Raw genomic sequence first — 15,190 nt, 5'->3', positions numbered from 1 at the left:
CAGTCTTTACACTTTTGTAAGGCATATTCCTTATATCTATTTTGTCAATATTAAAAACAAGCTTGATTTATCTATCTCTTTTATCTCATACCGAAAACCCGATTGAATGCCGAGTTTTTTAAGTTCTTCTTCGGTAAAGGTTACCGCCTTAAAACCGTCTTTGCAGATAATGATACCGTCCTTTGTTTTTTCTTCATCGATTTCGCCTAAAAGCTTTTTATCCGCCTGTTCCCGAAACCATTCAAGCCGATCTTTCCAGAATTTTCCGCTATAGGTGCTGAAAAAGGCTTTTCCGCCTTTCTTGAGACTTTGGACACATACGGTAATAAGGCGTTCTGCAGAACCTTTAATTGCGGAAAGTCCGTTTTGCAAACAGAGTACCATGTCAAATTCACCATTAAACGCAAGGTTATAAGCATCCGCCGCCTGCACTGTTGCGTTGGAACTATCTTTTAAAAATTCTTTTGCAAAAGCGACAGAATCTTCGGAAATGTCGATACCGATAAGACGCTTTGCATACGGAGATAATTCTTTTAATATTCTCCCATACCCGCAGCCGACTTCCAAAACCGATTCGGTTCCGGTTAAATTCCGTTTGATAAAATTTATTTCTTCATTGAGGTATTGCCGCACACGGGGAAGTGCCGTGTCGTATACTCGGAATAATTTTTGTGCATTTAAATTCTGTGCATAATAATTGTCTTCATTTTTCATATCGGCCTCCTAATTTTTATTATTTGTTATTAATTCTATAATATTATTCTACCCCCCCCCCCCCCCCGTTTTGTCAAGATTTTATTTAATTTTATTTAAAAAAAATTAAAATTTTGTTGATGAGCTAAGGCCGAGTACGAGAGGTTACGGTCTTTTATTCACTACAATTTCGCTAAAATGTTTTCCTCAGTGATATAATAGCATGCTGCGGGAGATAATGCAAGGATAGGGACCGTTCAATTTTAAAGGAATCTCCAAGCACAGGTTCCGGCAGTTGTATCAGCCACATAAATGGCACAAAGATATATCCGATTATGTCAAAGACAGGCGTATATTTTGACATTTAATAATCATCTTTTCCGATTGACTTTTTTTTAAATTATTGAGATATTTAAAGAATGAGTGATAAAAAAGAAATTGTTCCGATAGAAAGCTTGCTGCCTCAAAAGTTGAATATTGTCCCTTTGAGCGGCAGGCCGATTTTTCCCGGCATTTTTACGCCGCTTTTAATTAATGCCCCCGAAGACATAAAGTCAATTGAAGATGCCTATGCCGGCGACGGTTTTATAGGGCTTACCCTTCTTAAAAACAATATAGAAAACCCTCAAGCCAAGGACTTATACAAGGTAGGCTGTGCCGCAAAAATCGTGCGTAAGATAAATCTGCCAGACGGCGGACTCAACGTTTTTATAGCCACTCAAAAACGCTTTAAGATACGCAAAACCGTAAACGATACAAATCCGATAGTCGTAGCCGTTCAATATCTGGATGATGAAGAAGAAAAAAACCATGAGGTGGAAGCCCTTACCAGAGCTCTAATAAGCGAGATGAAGCAGCTTTCTGAAAACAATCCCTTATTTTCCGAAGAGATGAGGCTCAATATGATCAATATTGATCATCCCGGAAAAATAGCCGACTTTATCGCAAGTATCTTAAACATTCAAAAAGAAGATCAGCAAAAGATTCTTGAAACTCTAAACGTAAAAAAGAGAATGGAAGAGGTCTTTGTTCATATCAAAAAAGAACAAGAACTTTTACAGGTTCAGCGCAAGATACAGGATGACCTTAACATGCGCGTCGAAAAAAATCAGCGCGATTATTTTTTAAGGGAAGAACTTAAATCCATCAAAGAAGAATTGGGGCTGACCACAGATCCTAAGACCAATGAAGAAGAAAATTTTGCAAAGAGGATAGAAGAGTTTCAGTTTACCGGAGAGGTAAAAGAGGCTGTGGACTCCGAGTTTGAAAAATTTAAGATGCTCGACCCATATTCTTCCGAATACATAGTTACCCGCAATTATTTGGAAACCATTCTTTCCCTTCCGTGGAAAAATTCAGAGCCCGAAGAATACGATATTGCAAAAGCTCAAAAGATTTTAAACAAGGATCACTACGGACTTGAAGACGTAAAGACCCGAATAATAGAATATCTTTCAGTGCGTAAATTAAAGAAGGACACCAAGGGTTCGATTATTCTTTTGTTGGGCCCGCCCGGTGTAGGTAAAACGAGCGTCGGCATGTCCATAGCCAGAGCTATGTCCAAGCCCTTCTTTAGGTTTTCGGTCGGAGGCATGAGGGATGAGGCCGAAATAAAGGGGCACCGAAGAACCTACATAGGAGCCATGCCCGGTAAAATCCTCCAGGGCTTAAAGATAGTAAAAACCAATTCTCCCGTTTTTATGATAGACGAGGTCGATAAGATGGGACAAAGCTATCAGGGTGACCCTTCAAGTGCTCTCCTTGAAGTTTTGGATCCGGAGCAAAATATAAACTTTAGAGACCACTATTTGGATTTGCCCTTTGACCTTTCCAACATAGTTTTTATTCTCACGGCAAACACCCTCGATTCCATTCCCCGTCCTCTTTTGGACAGGGCCGAGGTAATAAAGCTTTCGGGCTACATCGATTCCGAAAAGGTGCAGATAGCAAAAAAACACCTTATTCCGAAAAGTCTTGAAAAGCACGGCCTTAAAAAGAATCAGGTAGTCTACAGTCAGGATATGCTCCTTTACATTGCCAACTCTTATGCAAGGGAAGCCGGAGTGCGCAACTTTGAAAAGAAGCTGGATAAAATTCACCGCAAGGTTGCAACCGAAATTGTAAACGGTAAAAGAAAAGAAGACGAAAAGCTGATCGTAACAAAGGCCGACATTGAAAAGATGCTGGGCAAGGTTATCTTCCGCGATGACGATATTAAAAAGGCCGATGTCCCCGGTACCTCGATAGGTCTTGCATGGACATCTATGGGCGGAGACACTCTTTTGATAGAAACTGCATCGATGGCTGGAAAGGGCGGCTTTAAGCTCACAGGTCAAGCCGGAAATGTTATGAAAGAATCCGCAGGCATAGCCCTTTCATGGACTCGAATGTTTGCCGTAAACCAAAAAATAAAAAAAACGGAATGGTTCGAAAAAAATATAATTCACCTTCACCTGCCCGAGGGAGCGACTCCCAAGGACGGCCCGTCCGCAGGTATCACTATGGCCACAGCTCTTTTATCTCTCTTTTCAGGGAAAACTATCAAGCCTAAACTTGCAATGACCGGAGAGCTTTCGCTTACAGGACAGGTTCTTGCCATAGGCGGCCTAAAAGAAAAAACAATCGCCGCCCGCCGCAACGGTATAAGGGAAGTCATCATTCCTCAGACTAACACAAGGGACTTGGACGAAATCCCCGAATACATTAAAAAGGGCATTAAGTTCTACCCCGTAAGCCATGTTGAAGAAGTTTTGGATATAGCCTTTAGGGGCGCGTTGACGAAGAAAAAAAGATAGGCGACCGGATTTTAAGTATAATCAAAAACTAAAATAGCTTCGGTTTAGGAAACATAGTTGATATTATTAGGTTAAGTACTTGAAGAGTAAATGATTATGGTTTAACATTAGGTTGAACACGCTTTCGTGAGGATTAATTAATGAAGATAATAATATGGAATTGTTGTGAGAATATTGCTAATAAATATAAATATATATCACAATTTGATTCAGATATTTTGGTTATTCCTGAGTCTGGTAAGAATCAAAAGCTTGAAGAGTATAAATACGATTATTGGGAAGGTTTATCAGATTCAAAAGAAATAGGTATTTATAGTAAGTATGAAATAAAAATAATTCCTGATAATAAAATAAATAAATATAATAATATTAGACTTGATGAATTTATTCCGTTTATATCGAATGATCAATTTTTTATTGCTGTGTGGACAAAAGGTGATCGTAATAGTGTTTTGGATTATATTGGACAACTTTATTTTTATCTCGAAATGAATAGGAGTTTTTTGGATAAAAACCCTATAATACTTGGAGATTTTAATAGTAATACTAAATGGGATGATAACAAATATGATGCATGGTGGAAACATTCAGATTTAGTAGAAATGCTTAATAAAAAAGGGATATGTAGCGTTTATCATCGTAAAAATAAAATCGAACATGGAAAAGAAACGGAATATACAAGCTATCATCTATATAATAAATTAAAACCAAACCATATCGACTATATTTTTGCTCCAATCGAATATATAGATAAAACAAAAACATTTACAATTATTCCTTGGAATATGATTAAAGATTTAAAAACAGATAAGTATATAAGTGATCATTGTCCAATATTTTGGGAATATAAAGATTACCTAACAACTGGTTCGAGCTGATAAAAACTACATTTTTGCAGGTTAAGCGTTAGGTATATGGACTCCCTCTCTTGGGCACATGTAGCAGGAAAAAATGTTAGAAAAAAAAGTAATTACAATAAATAAAAATAAAATAAATATTGATTTCTCTGAATTAGAAAAAGAAATTAATAATTCAAAAATATCGCCAAAAGAATTAGTTGAAGTTGTTAATGTGAAAACAGCAATGGAACTAGTAAGTAATGAATTAATAATTTTTAAAGATAATAAATGTATAGCAAATTATATAATTGAATCCCGAAATAAAAGTAATTTTTCAAGTCTGAAATTTCTTCATTTATGCATCCGGATCTTAAATAATTTTGGTCTGATGATCGATGGCGAAATTGATGATAGTCCATTTAAAACAGAAAAGAAAATCAATCAGATAAACGGAATAAGATTTCAGCCGGTTTTATTAAATGCATATAATAATGATAATCAGGAAAATAAGGGAATGGGATTATTCAGCAGAGGCTTACATTTTTCGGGATTTATAACTCCTTCAAATTTCAGATTATGCTGTATTTGCGACGAATGCAAAAAAAGTTTTAATATTCATAGTTACCATGCAGGAAATGGTTATTTCCAGTATTTTTATTCAGATGATGGCAGCGAAACTTTAATGGTACCCTATGATGCAATTGAAGATATGCCTGGTCAGTTATGTAAAAATATTTCAGAAGAATCGGTAAAAAGAATTGATTCTCAATTAGAAAAAAAAGGATATGGAAGATTTAAATTTTACAATCCTTTTAGATGTCCCTATTGTAAAGCTCCATATATTGATTTTCAAAAATATCCGGAACTAAGAGAATATGAATATTATGCAAATGTATTTTTGAATAAAGAAATGATAGAATATAAGGAGAAAAAATGAAATCAACTGAAGTATATAAAACTATAAATGTAACAATTAAGGAAGATTTTAAAGCATTAGGATATAAAAAGACTAAAGGCGGAATGCTTGGTTTTTATAAGCAAATAAACGAATTATATGTAATATTTTGGTTTCAATGTGCTCAAAGCGCTTTTAATTTTTATACAGGATCAAAATTTGTCATCGAATTTCAGTTAAGTGAAACAGATGGAATAGGCGCTAAGGCTATTGAGAGGAATAGAATAAGTCATTATTTAACACAAGAAGAATTAAAATACATTACAAAAAAAGAGAATGAAATAAGAAAAAAAATGAAAAAGCCGCCTTCAAATTATCCATTGCTAAATATGTCTGATGATATTAAAAAATGGTTTTTGAAAAATTACGAACCCGTAAAAGATGTATATAATAATGATATGGACATTTGGCTTAGATATATTGAAGAAAAAGATATAAAAGAATGGGCTGAATATTTTAAAAATATAATCAAAAGAATAGTAGGAATCTTGGAGCAAAAAGCAATGAGTCAGGAACATTCAACAACCGGTTTAAACTGACAAAAACTGTGTTTTTGAAGCTTAATTAAATGTATAACACTTGCATTGAGGCGTTGGAGTAATGAATATAAACGAAGTTTTTTCTAGTGGATTATATGACTGTAAGGAATTCTATAAATATTTTTCTAAAGATGAAATCCTCAATATACCGTTTGATTTATATAAGTTGATCGATATAGATCAAAAAACTGAAAATGACTTTATTTTTTCAAATATCATAGTATTTTTAATTGATTTATATGTTACTTTAAATGTCAATGACAAAGATTTTGAATATATAGATTCAAAATTGAAGGAAATTGATTTTTGTGAAAAATTTTCAGTATATTTATACTCTGATTTTCTATTTAAAAAGGAAGGTGCAATTTTAGCATTTGCAAAAATGCAAAACAAAAGTAATTGCAAATATTTAGAAAGAGCTTTTATTGATGAGTATTACAAAAAAAATCCTATATTAACTTCCAGATGTCTTAGAGAATTATTCTATTTAAAAAGTGAAAAAGCCGATGAATATAAAAAATTACTTTTTGAAAATATTGATTTAATAAATTTCATCTCCATACTTCTGCTTTATGATAAAGAACTTATTGAGAAAGCATTAGGATTATATAAAAACGGAAAATACTTAAAAAAAATAAAAACTGACGATATTAAAGATTTTGCCATGGGGTTTGAAATATTTATAACAAATGTGCAAGGTGCAAACAAAATAAAAGATTTTACAAGAGATGAATATATTAAAAGTTTTAATTATTTTGAAAAAATTTACGGTTCCTATAAGGTAGAAAATTTTAATATTTTTTATAAAAAAGTTTTACAGGAAATAATAACATAACAAAGGGTTGCAATCGGCAGGCAGTCAAGCTGTGTGCCTTTTATGTGTATTAATGTACGTATAGTGAGGCTTATTTTAAAATATAATATTTAGAAAATAGAGCGGATTTTACGCAATTAGTAGTTTTTTGCATAAAAATCATGTTAAATTTCGATTTTTTTTCATAAAAAATCAGAAGTTCTATTGACATTACAAGCGATTTGTTGTATATTATAGATGTAAGTTAATTAGAACAACGATTCGAATAACTTACACAGATACCTGGCATTTTTAATGAGGTTGTAATGGAAAGGAAACTAAGTATAAACGATATCGCAGCATATCTTGATGAAATAGGCTTACAGTATATGGCTACAATCGGGCTTGACGGAAAGCCGAAAGTACGTCCGGTTCAGTATATGATTTTGCGTGATGATAAATTATGGTTCTGTACAAACAGCGAAAAGGCGATGTATGCGGAATTACAAAAATCGCCGTTTATAGATTTGTGCGGAAGCCGTCTGCAGAAAGATGAAATTACAACAGCGTTGATTCGGTTCAGTGCAGAAGTTGTATTTCCGGTAGAAAGCGAAGAAATCCGCGGGATTAAAAAGGCAATAATGCAAAAAAGCAAGCTTGTTCGAGAACTTTACAATAACAATCAAGAACATCCGTTGTTCAAAGTTTTTTATTTGAAGAATATCTGCGGTTCAGTGAATAATCTTGGTCATGTAAAAGGTTTGGAAGAGCGAAATGATTTTTCAAGGCCGATAGAGTTTTCTTTTAAGGAATGTTTGTTTTAAGCGGTACAAATGGTGCCGCTTAAAACAAAACGAGTTTGCCTTTCGGCAAACATCGCTTTATTGTATGCCGTTTTTTTACTTCGTTACAAAACGGCAGAATTGAACAGCTTCCAAAATTGATATTTTGTTTAGCTGTTCAATTTTAAAGAAGGTGAATTATGACACAAACAGAGAGGCGGCGTTTTTTAATTGAATATCTTCTCGCAGAAAATTCACAATACAGAGGAGTGCAGATTCCTGAAAGTGAAACAGAGCAAAAACATCTTCTTCGTTCACTTGTAAATGTGCGTCATGCAGTTCCTGCGAGTGAAAAGTTTTTGCATATTGAAGATGAGTATTTGCAGGAAGAAATTAAATTGAGCGGAATTACCGACATAACGGATTTAGTTCCGGCTTGTGATGATCTTTACATTTGGCGAGGCGACATCACTACACTCAAAGTTGATGCAATCGTAAATGCAGCGAACAGCGGAATGACAGGCTGCTGGCAGCCCTGCCACTCCTGTATCGACAACTGCATACACACATTTGCAGGAATAAGGCTCCGTGCCGCCTGCGATTCGATTATAAAAAAGCAAGGGCATGAAGAGCCGACAGGACAAGCAAAAATCACTCCGGCATTTAATCTGCCGTGTAAGTTTGTGCTTCATACTGTCGGCCCGATTGTGGACGGACATCCTACTCAAACTGATTGCGATTTGCTTTCTTCATGCTATAAATCTTGTTGGAGCCGTTATATTATGATAAACCGCTATATGGATCCGCCGAAACCGGTCTATAAAGATCTGTTTGCGCTTGTGAAGGATAAGGACTATTTTGTGATTACGACAAATGTAGACCATTGCTTTCAAAAAGCGGGTTTTGACAAGAACCGGCTATTTTACACGCAGGGTGACTTCGGATTGTTTCAATGCAGCGAGCCGTGTCATGAGGAAACTTATGACAACGAAAAACAAATCCGAGCAATGTGGGAATTTCGCAATGAAATGAAAGTTCCGACAGAACTTATTCCCCACTGTCCTGTCTGCGGAAAACCGATGAGTATGAATCTTCGGGCAGACCACACTTTTGTAGCGGACAAAGGCTGGCACAAGGCATCAAAACAATATGAAAAGTTTTTGCAAACTCGGAATATAATAAAAAACGGTGAACAGGAAGGCGACGGAAAAGTCTTATTCCTTGAACTCGGCGTCGGCGGAAACACACCCAGAATCATAAAGTATCCGTTTTGGCAGATGACCGAAAAAAATCCGAATGCGGCTTATGCCTGTATCAATTTTGGAGAAGCTGTTGTACCTCTCAAAATAGAAAAGCAATCTATCTGTATCAATGATGATATTGGCGAAGTATTAAAGAAAATGGTATAATTGAAAACATGAAAATAAGTGTTCGGTTTACTGCAGCAGTACATACGCTTTTATGTATCATGTATTTTGAAAAGGACATGCGTGTTACTTCTGATTTTATTTCGGCAAGCACGGGTGTAAATGCCGTTATCATAAGAAAAATTTTGCTTCAGTTACAAAAAGCGGGGCTTGTAGAAACTGCTGCAGGTGTCGGCGGGTCGCACTTGGCTCAAGCCGCAGATAAAATAACGCTTCTCGATGTTTATAATGCAATCAATGAGGGTGAGGAAGAGAGGGATATTTTTAATTTTCATCCTAAGCCCAATCCTAAATGTCTTGTGGGAAGAAAAATTCATCTTGTGCTTGATGTTAAATTAGATGATGCCCAAAATGCAATGAAGGATTCGCTTAACAAAACAACTATTGCCGATTTAAGCAAAGATATTTAATATAAGCAAAACAATATTAAAATAATTCTCATCATTGACTAATTATAAGCATTTATGATAATATATCTAAAAATTTAATATATTGTGAGGTTTTTATGATAGAAGTAAATGCTATGGGACAGGCTTGTCCTATTCCCGTTATTATGGCAAAAAAGGCTGTCAGGGAAAATACGGGTAAAGAAAATATCTCGGTCAAGGTTGATAATGAGGTTGCAACTCAAAACCTTTCAAAGATGGCGGCTCAGCTCGGTATAGGGGTTGAAGTAAACAAGATTTCTGAAAAAGAGTTTACAGTTCTTTTAAAGGCAAAAGACGGCGTAAATTTAAATCCTGTTGCCGTTCCTCAAACTTCAAGCGGTGAATATGCCGTTGTGATAAACTCGGATCAGATGGGTTCGGGAGATGAAGGCTTCGGCAAAAAGCTTTTAGAAGGCTTTATCTATGCCCTCACGGAACAGGATGTACTTCCTAAGTTCGTTGTCTGCTATAATTCGGGTGTAAAGCTTACAACCGAAAACGAAAAAACCATAAACGACCTAAAAGCTCTTGCCTCTCAAGGCTGCGAAGTTCTGTCTTGCGGCTTGTGTCTGGACTTTTACGGGCTTAAAGAAAAGCTCAAGGTAGGAAGTCCTACAAATATGTACCGCATTACCGAAATAATGCGCACCCACTTTGTAGTGCGTCCATAGTTTACCAAAGTTAAACGGGCAAAGCGTAACGGAATAGAAATTTGAAAACCTACGGAGTTTTTTCGTTTTCGTCTTCTCATCATGCGATAGCGGCTGAAGCTGTAACTGCTGACGCAGTTACAGCTTCAGCTGAAGTTTCCAATGGTGCAGCATTGGAAACTTCGAGCGGGAGGCTGACTGAGGCGAGACTTATTCCTCTTCCGCCTGAAATTTCTGCGGGCTGCGGGCTTGTGTTACGGGTAAATGAAGAAGGCATAAAAATGGCTTCAAGCCTTTTAACCGAGGCCGAAATTCCTTATACGGGAACTTATCTTTTAAAAATAGAAACAAATAAGAGGTTTGTGGAAAAATATGATCTATCTTGACAATAGCGCAACCACCCTTCAAAAGCCTGAAAGCGTGGCCCAAGAGGTATTTAAGGGGATTGCTTCACATCAATTCGGGAATCCGGGGAGAGGAGCTCATAGTACGGCCCATGCAGCGCTCACAGAGCTTTTTAAAACAAGGCAAACTTTGGCAAAGCTTTTTAATATAAAAAATCTCTTAAATGTTGCTCTTTGTCAAAATGCTACATCTGCCTTAAACCTTGTTATAAAAAGCCTTTTTTCAGGCAAAGAAAATACTCACATCATAACCACCGTTCTTGAACATAACTCGGTCTTGCGCCCCCTTTATCAGCTCGAAAAAGAAGGAGCCGAACTTTCAATTATTCCTATCCAAGACGGCTTTTTGTGTTATGAGCTCATCGAAAAAGAGGTCAAATCAAACACCAAAGCCATTATTGTCAACCACTGCTCAAACGTGATAGGTTCAATCTGTGATTTGGACTATGTTCATTCCATATGCAAAAAACACGGTCTAATCTTAATTGTCGATGCTTCGCAAAGTGCGGGTACAATTCCTATAGACGTATCAAAATACGGACAAAGCATTTTTTGTTTTACCGGCCACAAGGGGCTCTACGGGCCTCAGGGTACGGGCGGTATTATTGTGAGCGGAAATTTCGAGTTTGCTCCCGTCTTTTCGGGAGGAAGCGGAGTTCACTCTTTTGATAAGACTCATCCCTCAGAGATGCCCGACATCTTTGAAGCAGGCACCATGAATGTTCCGTCCTTTATGGGCTTAAATGCCGGGGCTTCCTATATTTTAGAAACAGGAGTTGCCTCCATTCAAAAGAAATTGGCCGATTTAAAATTGTGTTTTATCGCGGAAATTAAAACTATTCCTAATCTTAAAATATACGGAAATCCTTGGAGCGAAAAAACAGGGGCGGTCGTAGGTATAAACATAGGAGACATTCCCTCGGGAGAAATAAGCCGCCTCCTCGATGAAGAGTTCGGCATCGCAAGCCGGCCGGGTGCCCACTGCGCTCCCTTGGTACACAAAGCCCTCGGAACCGAAGAACAGGGCATAGTCCGCTTTAGCTTTTCTTCTTTTAATACCTTTGAAGAAGTTAAACAAGCTGCCGAGGCCTTAAAACAAATAGCTCAAAATACATAAAAAAAGCAGCCGATTTTTAACCGGCCACTTGACTTAAAATCAACAACCCCGACGCAAGCGTCGGGGTATTAAACCCTCCACACGAATAAATTCTATACTGAGATTTATTCTATCTTGTTAGATAACCGCTCCTGAAAGTTCTCCGGGGGCTTTTTTGCCTCTGGTAATCATCTCTCCGGCTTTTTTACCCTTGGAGGTAAGAGCAATAAAATAAGATGCGATATAGATTGATGAATAGGTTCCGCTTATAAGACCTACAATTAAGGCTAATGCAAAATCCTTCATCGAATCGGTGGTAAACAAATACAGTGCTACAACCGCAACCATCGTTGTAAGGGTTGTAATAATTGTTCGGGTAAATACCTCAGACAGGGCTTTGTCTAAAATTTCCTTGCATTCCAGCTTAGGTTCAAGATGAATCTTTTCGCGGATACGGTCAAAGATAACGATTGTGTCGTTTATAGAATAACCTATAATCGTAAGAATGGCCGCTATTGTCGTAGAATTAAATTCCATCTGTGTCCATGAGATAAACATAATCATTACGATCGTATCGTGGAGCAAAGCAATAATTGCCGCAAGCGAAAAATTCCACTGAAAACGGAACATTGCATAAACAAAGATTAAAACCAAGGCGCCGCCTACCAGCAATATTGCCTGTTGTGCCAATGAAGAAGAAAAACGGGAACCTACAAAGTCCGTACTTATAACTGCAATGTTTTCCGGGCCGTAGGCTGCATTTAAGGCAGTGTTTATAATCGAGCGTAATTCTTTGTTTGCATCTTCATATTTTCCGTCATCGGCAAGTCTTATCTGAAAATACCTGTCTTCAGGCGTTCCCAGCTGTTGAACCGAAACTGAGGGTATTGAAGAAAGCGCATGGCGAACCTCATCGGTATTTATCGGTTTAAGACCTTTTTCCAAATGGTGAAGTCTAAACACATTAGCCGAAAGACGGGAAGAAGATTCCGAATTGGAAAACAAGTTTTTAAGAAGCACATTTCCCGAAGCGGTAACTTTTACCTTTAAACCATCAATAGAGGCAAGTCCGTCAGCGAAGTCTTTAAGAGTCGGATTATCGGCAAACTTAAAGACATAAGATTTGTTTTCTCCATCCAGAGAGGTGGTAGTAATCGAAATGTCGGATATACCTTGCGAAAAAGAAACCGTTAAAGGTCCTTCATAGGAAAGCTCTACTGCTGTGGGGGCGATTTTTACCTTTTCGATAAAACCGGCCTGAAAGTCAATACCGAAATTTATTCCTTTGGTAAAATACCCTATAATTCCGAAGGCTATAAGCCCTATACTGAAAATAATGCCCGGAACGAACAATTTCGAAAAACTGATTATTTTTTTCATTTTATAACTTCCTCCAGCTGATATGAATCTTCTCCAATTTTAATGTCTGAGTTCCAAAGTCAAAAATTAATCTTGAAACAAACAAAGCGGTAAATACTGAAGAAACAACACCTATGGCTAAGCTGTATGCAAAGCCCTTTATCGGTCCGGTTCCGAGAATTGACAAAAAGAAGGCCGCAATGAAGGTTGTAATGTTTGAGTCCATAATTGCAGAAAAGGCATGTTCAAAGCCTGCGTTTATGGAGGCTTCTCTTGTTTTACCAATCCTTAGTTCTTCTTTTATTCTTTCAAAAACCACAACGTTAGCATCGACTGCCATACCTATAGTTAAAATCATACCTGCAATACTGGGCAAGGTAAGAGTTAAATTGAAGGCTGAAAGAATACTGAACATGATATAAAGGTTTAAAATTTGAGCAATACAGGCATTGATTCCGGCTTCTTTATAGAATACAAGCATAAAAATCAAGACGGCAATTAAGCCCCACTGCAATGCCTTAATACCTTCATTAATCTTTTCGTCGCCTAAGCTGGCTCCTACAACCTGCTGAGTTTCAAGCTGGAGCGGAACATTTAGCCATGCAGTTCTTAAAACGGTTTTAAGGTTATTTGCCTCTGTTGCAGACATTCCGCTTATGCTTCCCGAACCTCCGGTGATAGGTTCCTTGAGGTTTGGGGCTGATTTTATCTTATTGTCCGAAACTATGGCAAGCCTTTTTCCGACATTGCTTGTAGTTAATTCTGCAAAGATTTTTGCTCCTTCAGCATCGAGAGAAAAGTTTACAAGTGGGTTATTGGATCTTTGATCTGTTGAAGTGTCGACACTTACGAGGTGTTTTCCTTCAAGACCTGCATGTTTTTTTACGACAAGGAAGGGTTCTCTATCGTCTCTTTCATCTATACCGTAGGCATCTTTGTGATATACACCAAGTACCATACAGTCTTCAGGAATAATTTCGGGGTTTAAAAGATTGTAATCGGCATCAAAGGTTTTTCCCGGATTGTTTCGGTAATATTCTCTAAATGCCTGAGTAGCTTCATCATCCACTATATGGAAGGCTAAAATACCTCGGCCCATGATAATGGAGTTTATCTTATCTGCATCGGCTGCTCCCGGCATTTCAATGTAGATTCTGTCTTCACCTTGACGGCGGATAACGGGATCCGTAAGACCGAATTTATCTATTCGGCTTCGGAGGGTGTCCATGGCCAAAGTCATGGCTGCCTTCTTTGAGTCGGCTATTGTATCGCTGCTTGCTCCATCTGCAGAAATTGCAGCATCCAAGTCGGCTTTGATAATAACCAACATACCGCCCGATAAGTCAAGTCCCAGTTTAACGGCATTTGTTTGATAGTTTTTTATGCCTAAAATAGAATCCCTATACGCAGTTTCTAAGATAGACTGGGCTATGGGTATAAACTTTTCTTTTGAGGAAAGCTTAAAGCTTGCAGCAACTTCTTGAGCCGTCCATTGAGAAGGAATCTCCATATCCAAGGCCTTTCTACGGGTCTTAGCTTCTTTAATAATAGGGGCATATTTTTCCGAAAGAGGCTCTGTTGAGTTTGAAGCAGCCATTTCTATAAGCTTATCAACATCAGCTCGTGCCATGTTTTCGGAATAATCTTTAATCTTTTCTCTTGATGCCAAGGCTAATGCCTTATCTTCTTGATTTGTCCAAAAATACCATTTAAGGGTAGGGTGTAAGAAAACAAAGCACAAGGCGATGACAAGAAGAACAACAATAAACCTAAATCTTTTGCTCATTATTTATCTCCCTTTGAGGTTTTAATAATAAAACCGCAAATTGTTTTATTTTGACTCGTTTTGTGAAACTGTGCCGCCGTTTTCGGAATCGTCGGATTTTTTTCCGAATAAAGGTTTCTTTTTTTCGCCTTCACCGCCGAAATCGGGCTTAGGAGGCTCATCTTTTAAAACGGCTCCTACTGCAGAACGGTTAATTTCAATTTTGCAGTTGTCATCAACTTTTATGATAATTGTCTTTTCTTTTGTTGAGCTCACAACACCATGAATACCGCCTATGGTGATGATCTTATCTCCCTTTTGAAGCTGAGAAATCATCTTTTCGGTTTTTTGCTGTTCCTTTTTCTGCGGTCGAATAAGCAAAAAATAAAAAATAACGAACACCAAGAGCATTGGTATTAAAAAACCGAAGGAGGCAAAGCCGCCCTGAGCGGTTCCTTCCAATAAAGGCATAAAATTCATAAAACCCATCCTTATTTAAAGTAATTTAAAATATAAATATAGGGAGATACAATATCATATTTTTACACATTCAGTCAATAAGAGGTCAGCTTTTAAAAAAACTTTTTTTTTTAAATTTTATAAACTTTTTTTTAAAAATTTTACTAAAAATTGCGTTTATAAGCCTATAATTAGATGAAGGCAAG

At 37.1% G+C, this 15,190-nt stretch carries 14 protein-coding genes and 2 pseudogenes; 12 read left to right on the top strand and 4 right to left on the bottom strand.

Annotation, left to right across the window (positions count from 1 at the left end; genetic code table 11):
• Positions 1–36 precede the first annotated feature (36 nt).
• Positions 37–714, bottom strand: coding sequence for a class I SAM-dependent methyltransferase (locus HO345_RS09325; protein WP_253682655.1), 678 nt, complete (start codon positions 712–714; stop codon positions 37–39).
• A 398-nt stretch (positions 715–1,112) separates the two neighbouring features.
• On the opposite strand from HO345_RS09325, the gene lon reads away from it, so the two are divergent.
• The 12 genes and pseudogenes from lon to HO345_RS09265 all read left to right on the top strand — a co-directional run bounded on the left by lon (position 1,113) and on the right by HO345_RS09265 (position 11,422).
• A complete protein-coding gene (gene lon / locus HO345_RS09320; RefSeq protein WP_253682654.1) occupies positions 1,113–3,488 on the top strand; it encodes an endopeptidase La in 2,376 nt (791 codons plus the stop codon).
• 140 nt (positions 3,489–3,628) lie between these two features.
• Complete coding sequence (locus HO345_RS09315; protein ID WP_253682653.1) at positions 3,629–4,366, top strand: endonuclease/exonuclease/phosphatase family protein; 738 nt, start codon at positions 3,629–3,631, stop codon at positions 4,364–4,366.
• Between the two features lie 73 nt (positions 4,367–4,439).
• Complete coding sequence (locus HO345_RS09310; RefSeq protein WP_253682652.1) at positions 4,440–5,264, top strand: hypothetical protein; 825 nt, start codon at positions 4,440–4,442, stop codon at positions 5,262–5,264.
• Positions 5,261–5,821 (top strand): hypothetical protein, encoded by a 561-nt coding sequence (locus tag HO345_RS09305; RefSeq protein WP_253682651.1) that lies wholly within the window; start codon positions 5,261–5,263, stop codon positions 5,819–5,821. Before HO345_RS09310 ends, HO345_RS09305 begins: the two co-directional genes overlap by 4 nt.
• A 61-nt stretch (positions 5,822–5,882) precedes the next feature.
• Positions 5,883–6,656, top strand: a complete 774-nt coding sequence (locus tag HO345_RS09300) for a hypothetical protein (protein WP_253682650.1) — start codon at positions 5,883–5,885, stop codon at positions 6,654–6,656.
• A gap of 284 nt (positions 6,657–6,940) precedes the next feature.
• Positions 6,941–7,438, top strand: coding sequence for a pyridoxamine 5'-phosphate oxidase family protein (locus HO345_RS09295; RefSeq protein WP_253682649.1), 498 nt, complete (start codon positions 6,941–6,943; stop codon positions 7,436–7,438).
• A 158-nt stretch (positions 7,439–7,596) separates the two neighbouring features.
• Positions 7,597–8,163 (top strand): annotated as a pseudogene (locus HO345_RS13145) (protein-ADP-ribose hydrolase); the annotation flags it as partial.
• A pseudogene (locus HO345_RS13140) lies at positions 8,164–8,805 on the top strand (SIR2 family NAD-dependent protein deacylase); the annotation flags it as partial.
• 8 nt (positions 8,806–8,813) lie between these two features.
• Positions 8,814–9,233 (top strand): Rrf2 family transcriptional regulator, encoded by a 420-nt coding sequence (locus HO345_RS09280; RefSeq protein ID WP_253682648.1) that lies wholly within the window; start codon positions 8,814–8,816, stop codon positions 9,231–9,233.
• Between the two features lie 95 nt (positions 9,234–9,328).
• Positions 9,329–9,922, top strand: coding sequence for a sulfurtransferase-like selenium metabolism protein YedF (gene yedF, locus HO345_RS09275; protein ID WP_253682647.1), 594 nt, complete (start codon positions 9,329–9,331; stop codon positions 9,920–9,922).
• 41 nt (positions 9,923–9,963) lie between these two features.
• The gene (locus tag HO345_RS09270) at positions 9,964–10,287 is read left to right on the top strand and encodes a putative Se/S carrier protein (protein ID WP_253682646.1); all 324 of its coding nucleotides are present in this window, start codon (positions 9,964–9,966) and stop codon (positions 10,285–10,287) included.
• Entirely contained in the window at positions 10,274–11,422 is a 1,149-nt protein-coding gene (locus HO345_RS09265; RefSeq protein ID WP_253682645.1) for an aminotransferase class V-fold PLP-dependent enzyme, read from the top strand. Before HO345_RS09270 ends, HO345_RS09265 begins: the two co-directional genes overlap by 14 nt.
• 117 nt (positions 11,423–11,539) lie before the next feature.
• Here HO345_RS09265 and secF read toward each other — a convergent pair whose 3' ends face one another.
• The 3 genes from secF to yajC are packed head-to-tail and all read right to left on the bottom strand — an operon-like array spanning position 11,540 to position 15,005.
• Entirely contained in the window at positions 11,540–12,781 is a 1,242-nt protein-coding gene (secF, locus tag HO345_RS09260) for a protein translocase subunit SecF (RefSeq protein WP_253682644.1), read from the bottom strand.
• Between the two features lies 1 nt (position 12,782).
• Positions 12,783–14,546 (bottom strand): protein translocase subunit SecD, encoded by a 1,764-nt coding sequence (gene secD / locus HO345_RS09255; protein ID WP_253682643.1) that lies wholly within the window; start codon positions 14,544–14,546, stop codon positions 12,783–12,785.
• 45 nt (positions 14,547–14,591) lie between these two features.
• Complete coding sequence (yajC, locus tag HO345_RS09250) at positions 14,592–15,005, bottom strand: preprotein translocase subunit YajC (protein WP_253682642.1); 414 nt, start codon at positions 15,003–15,005, stop codon at positions 14,592–14,594.
• Between the last annotated feature and the right edge of the window lie 185 nt (positions 15,006–15,190).

Source organism: Treponema denticola, assembly GCF_024181645.1.
GTDB lineage: Bacteria > Spirochaetota > Spirochaetia > Treponematales > Treponemataceae > Treponema_B > Treponema_B denticola_A.
This window is presented reverse-complemented; position numbering and strand designations above follow the sequence as displayed.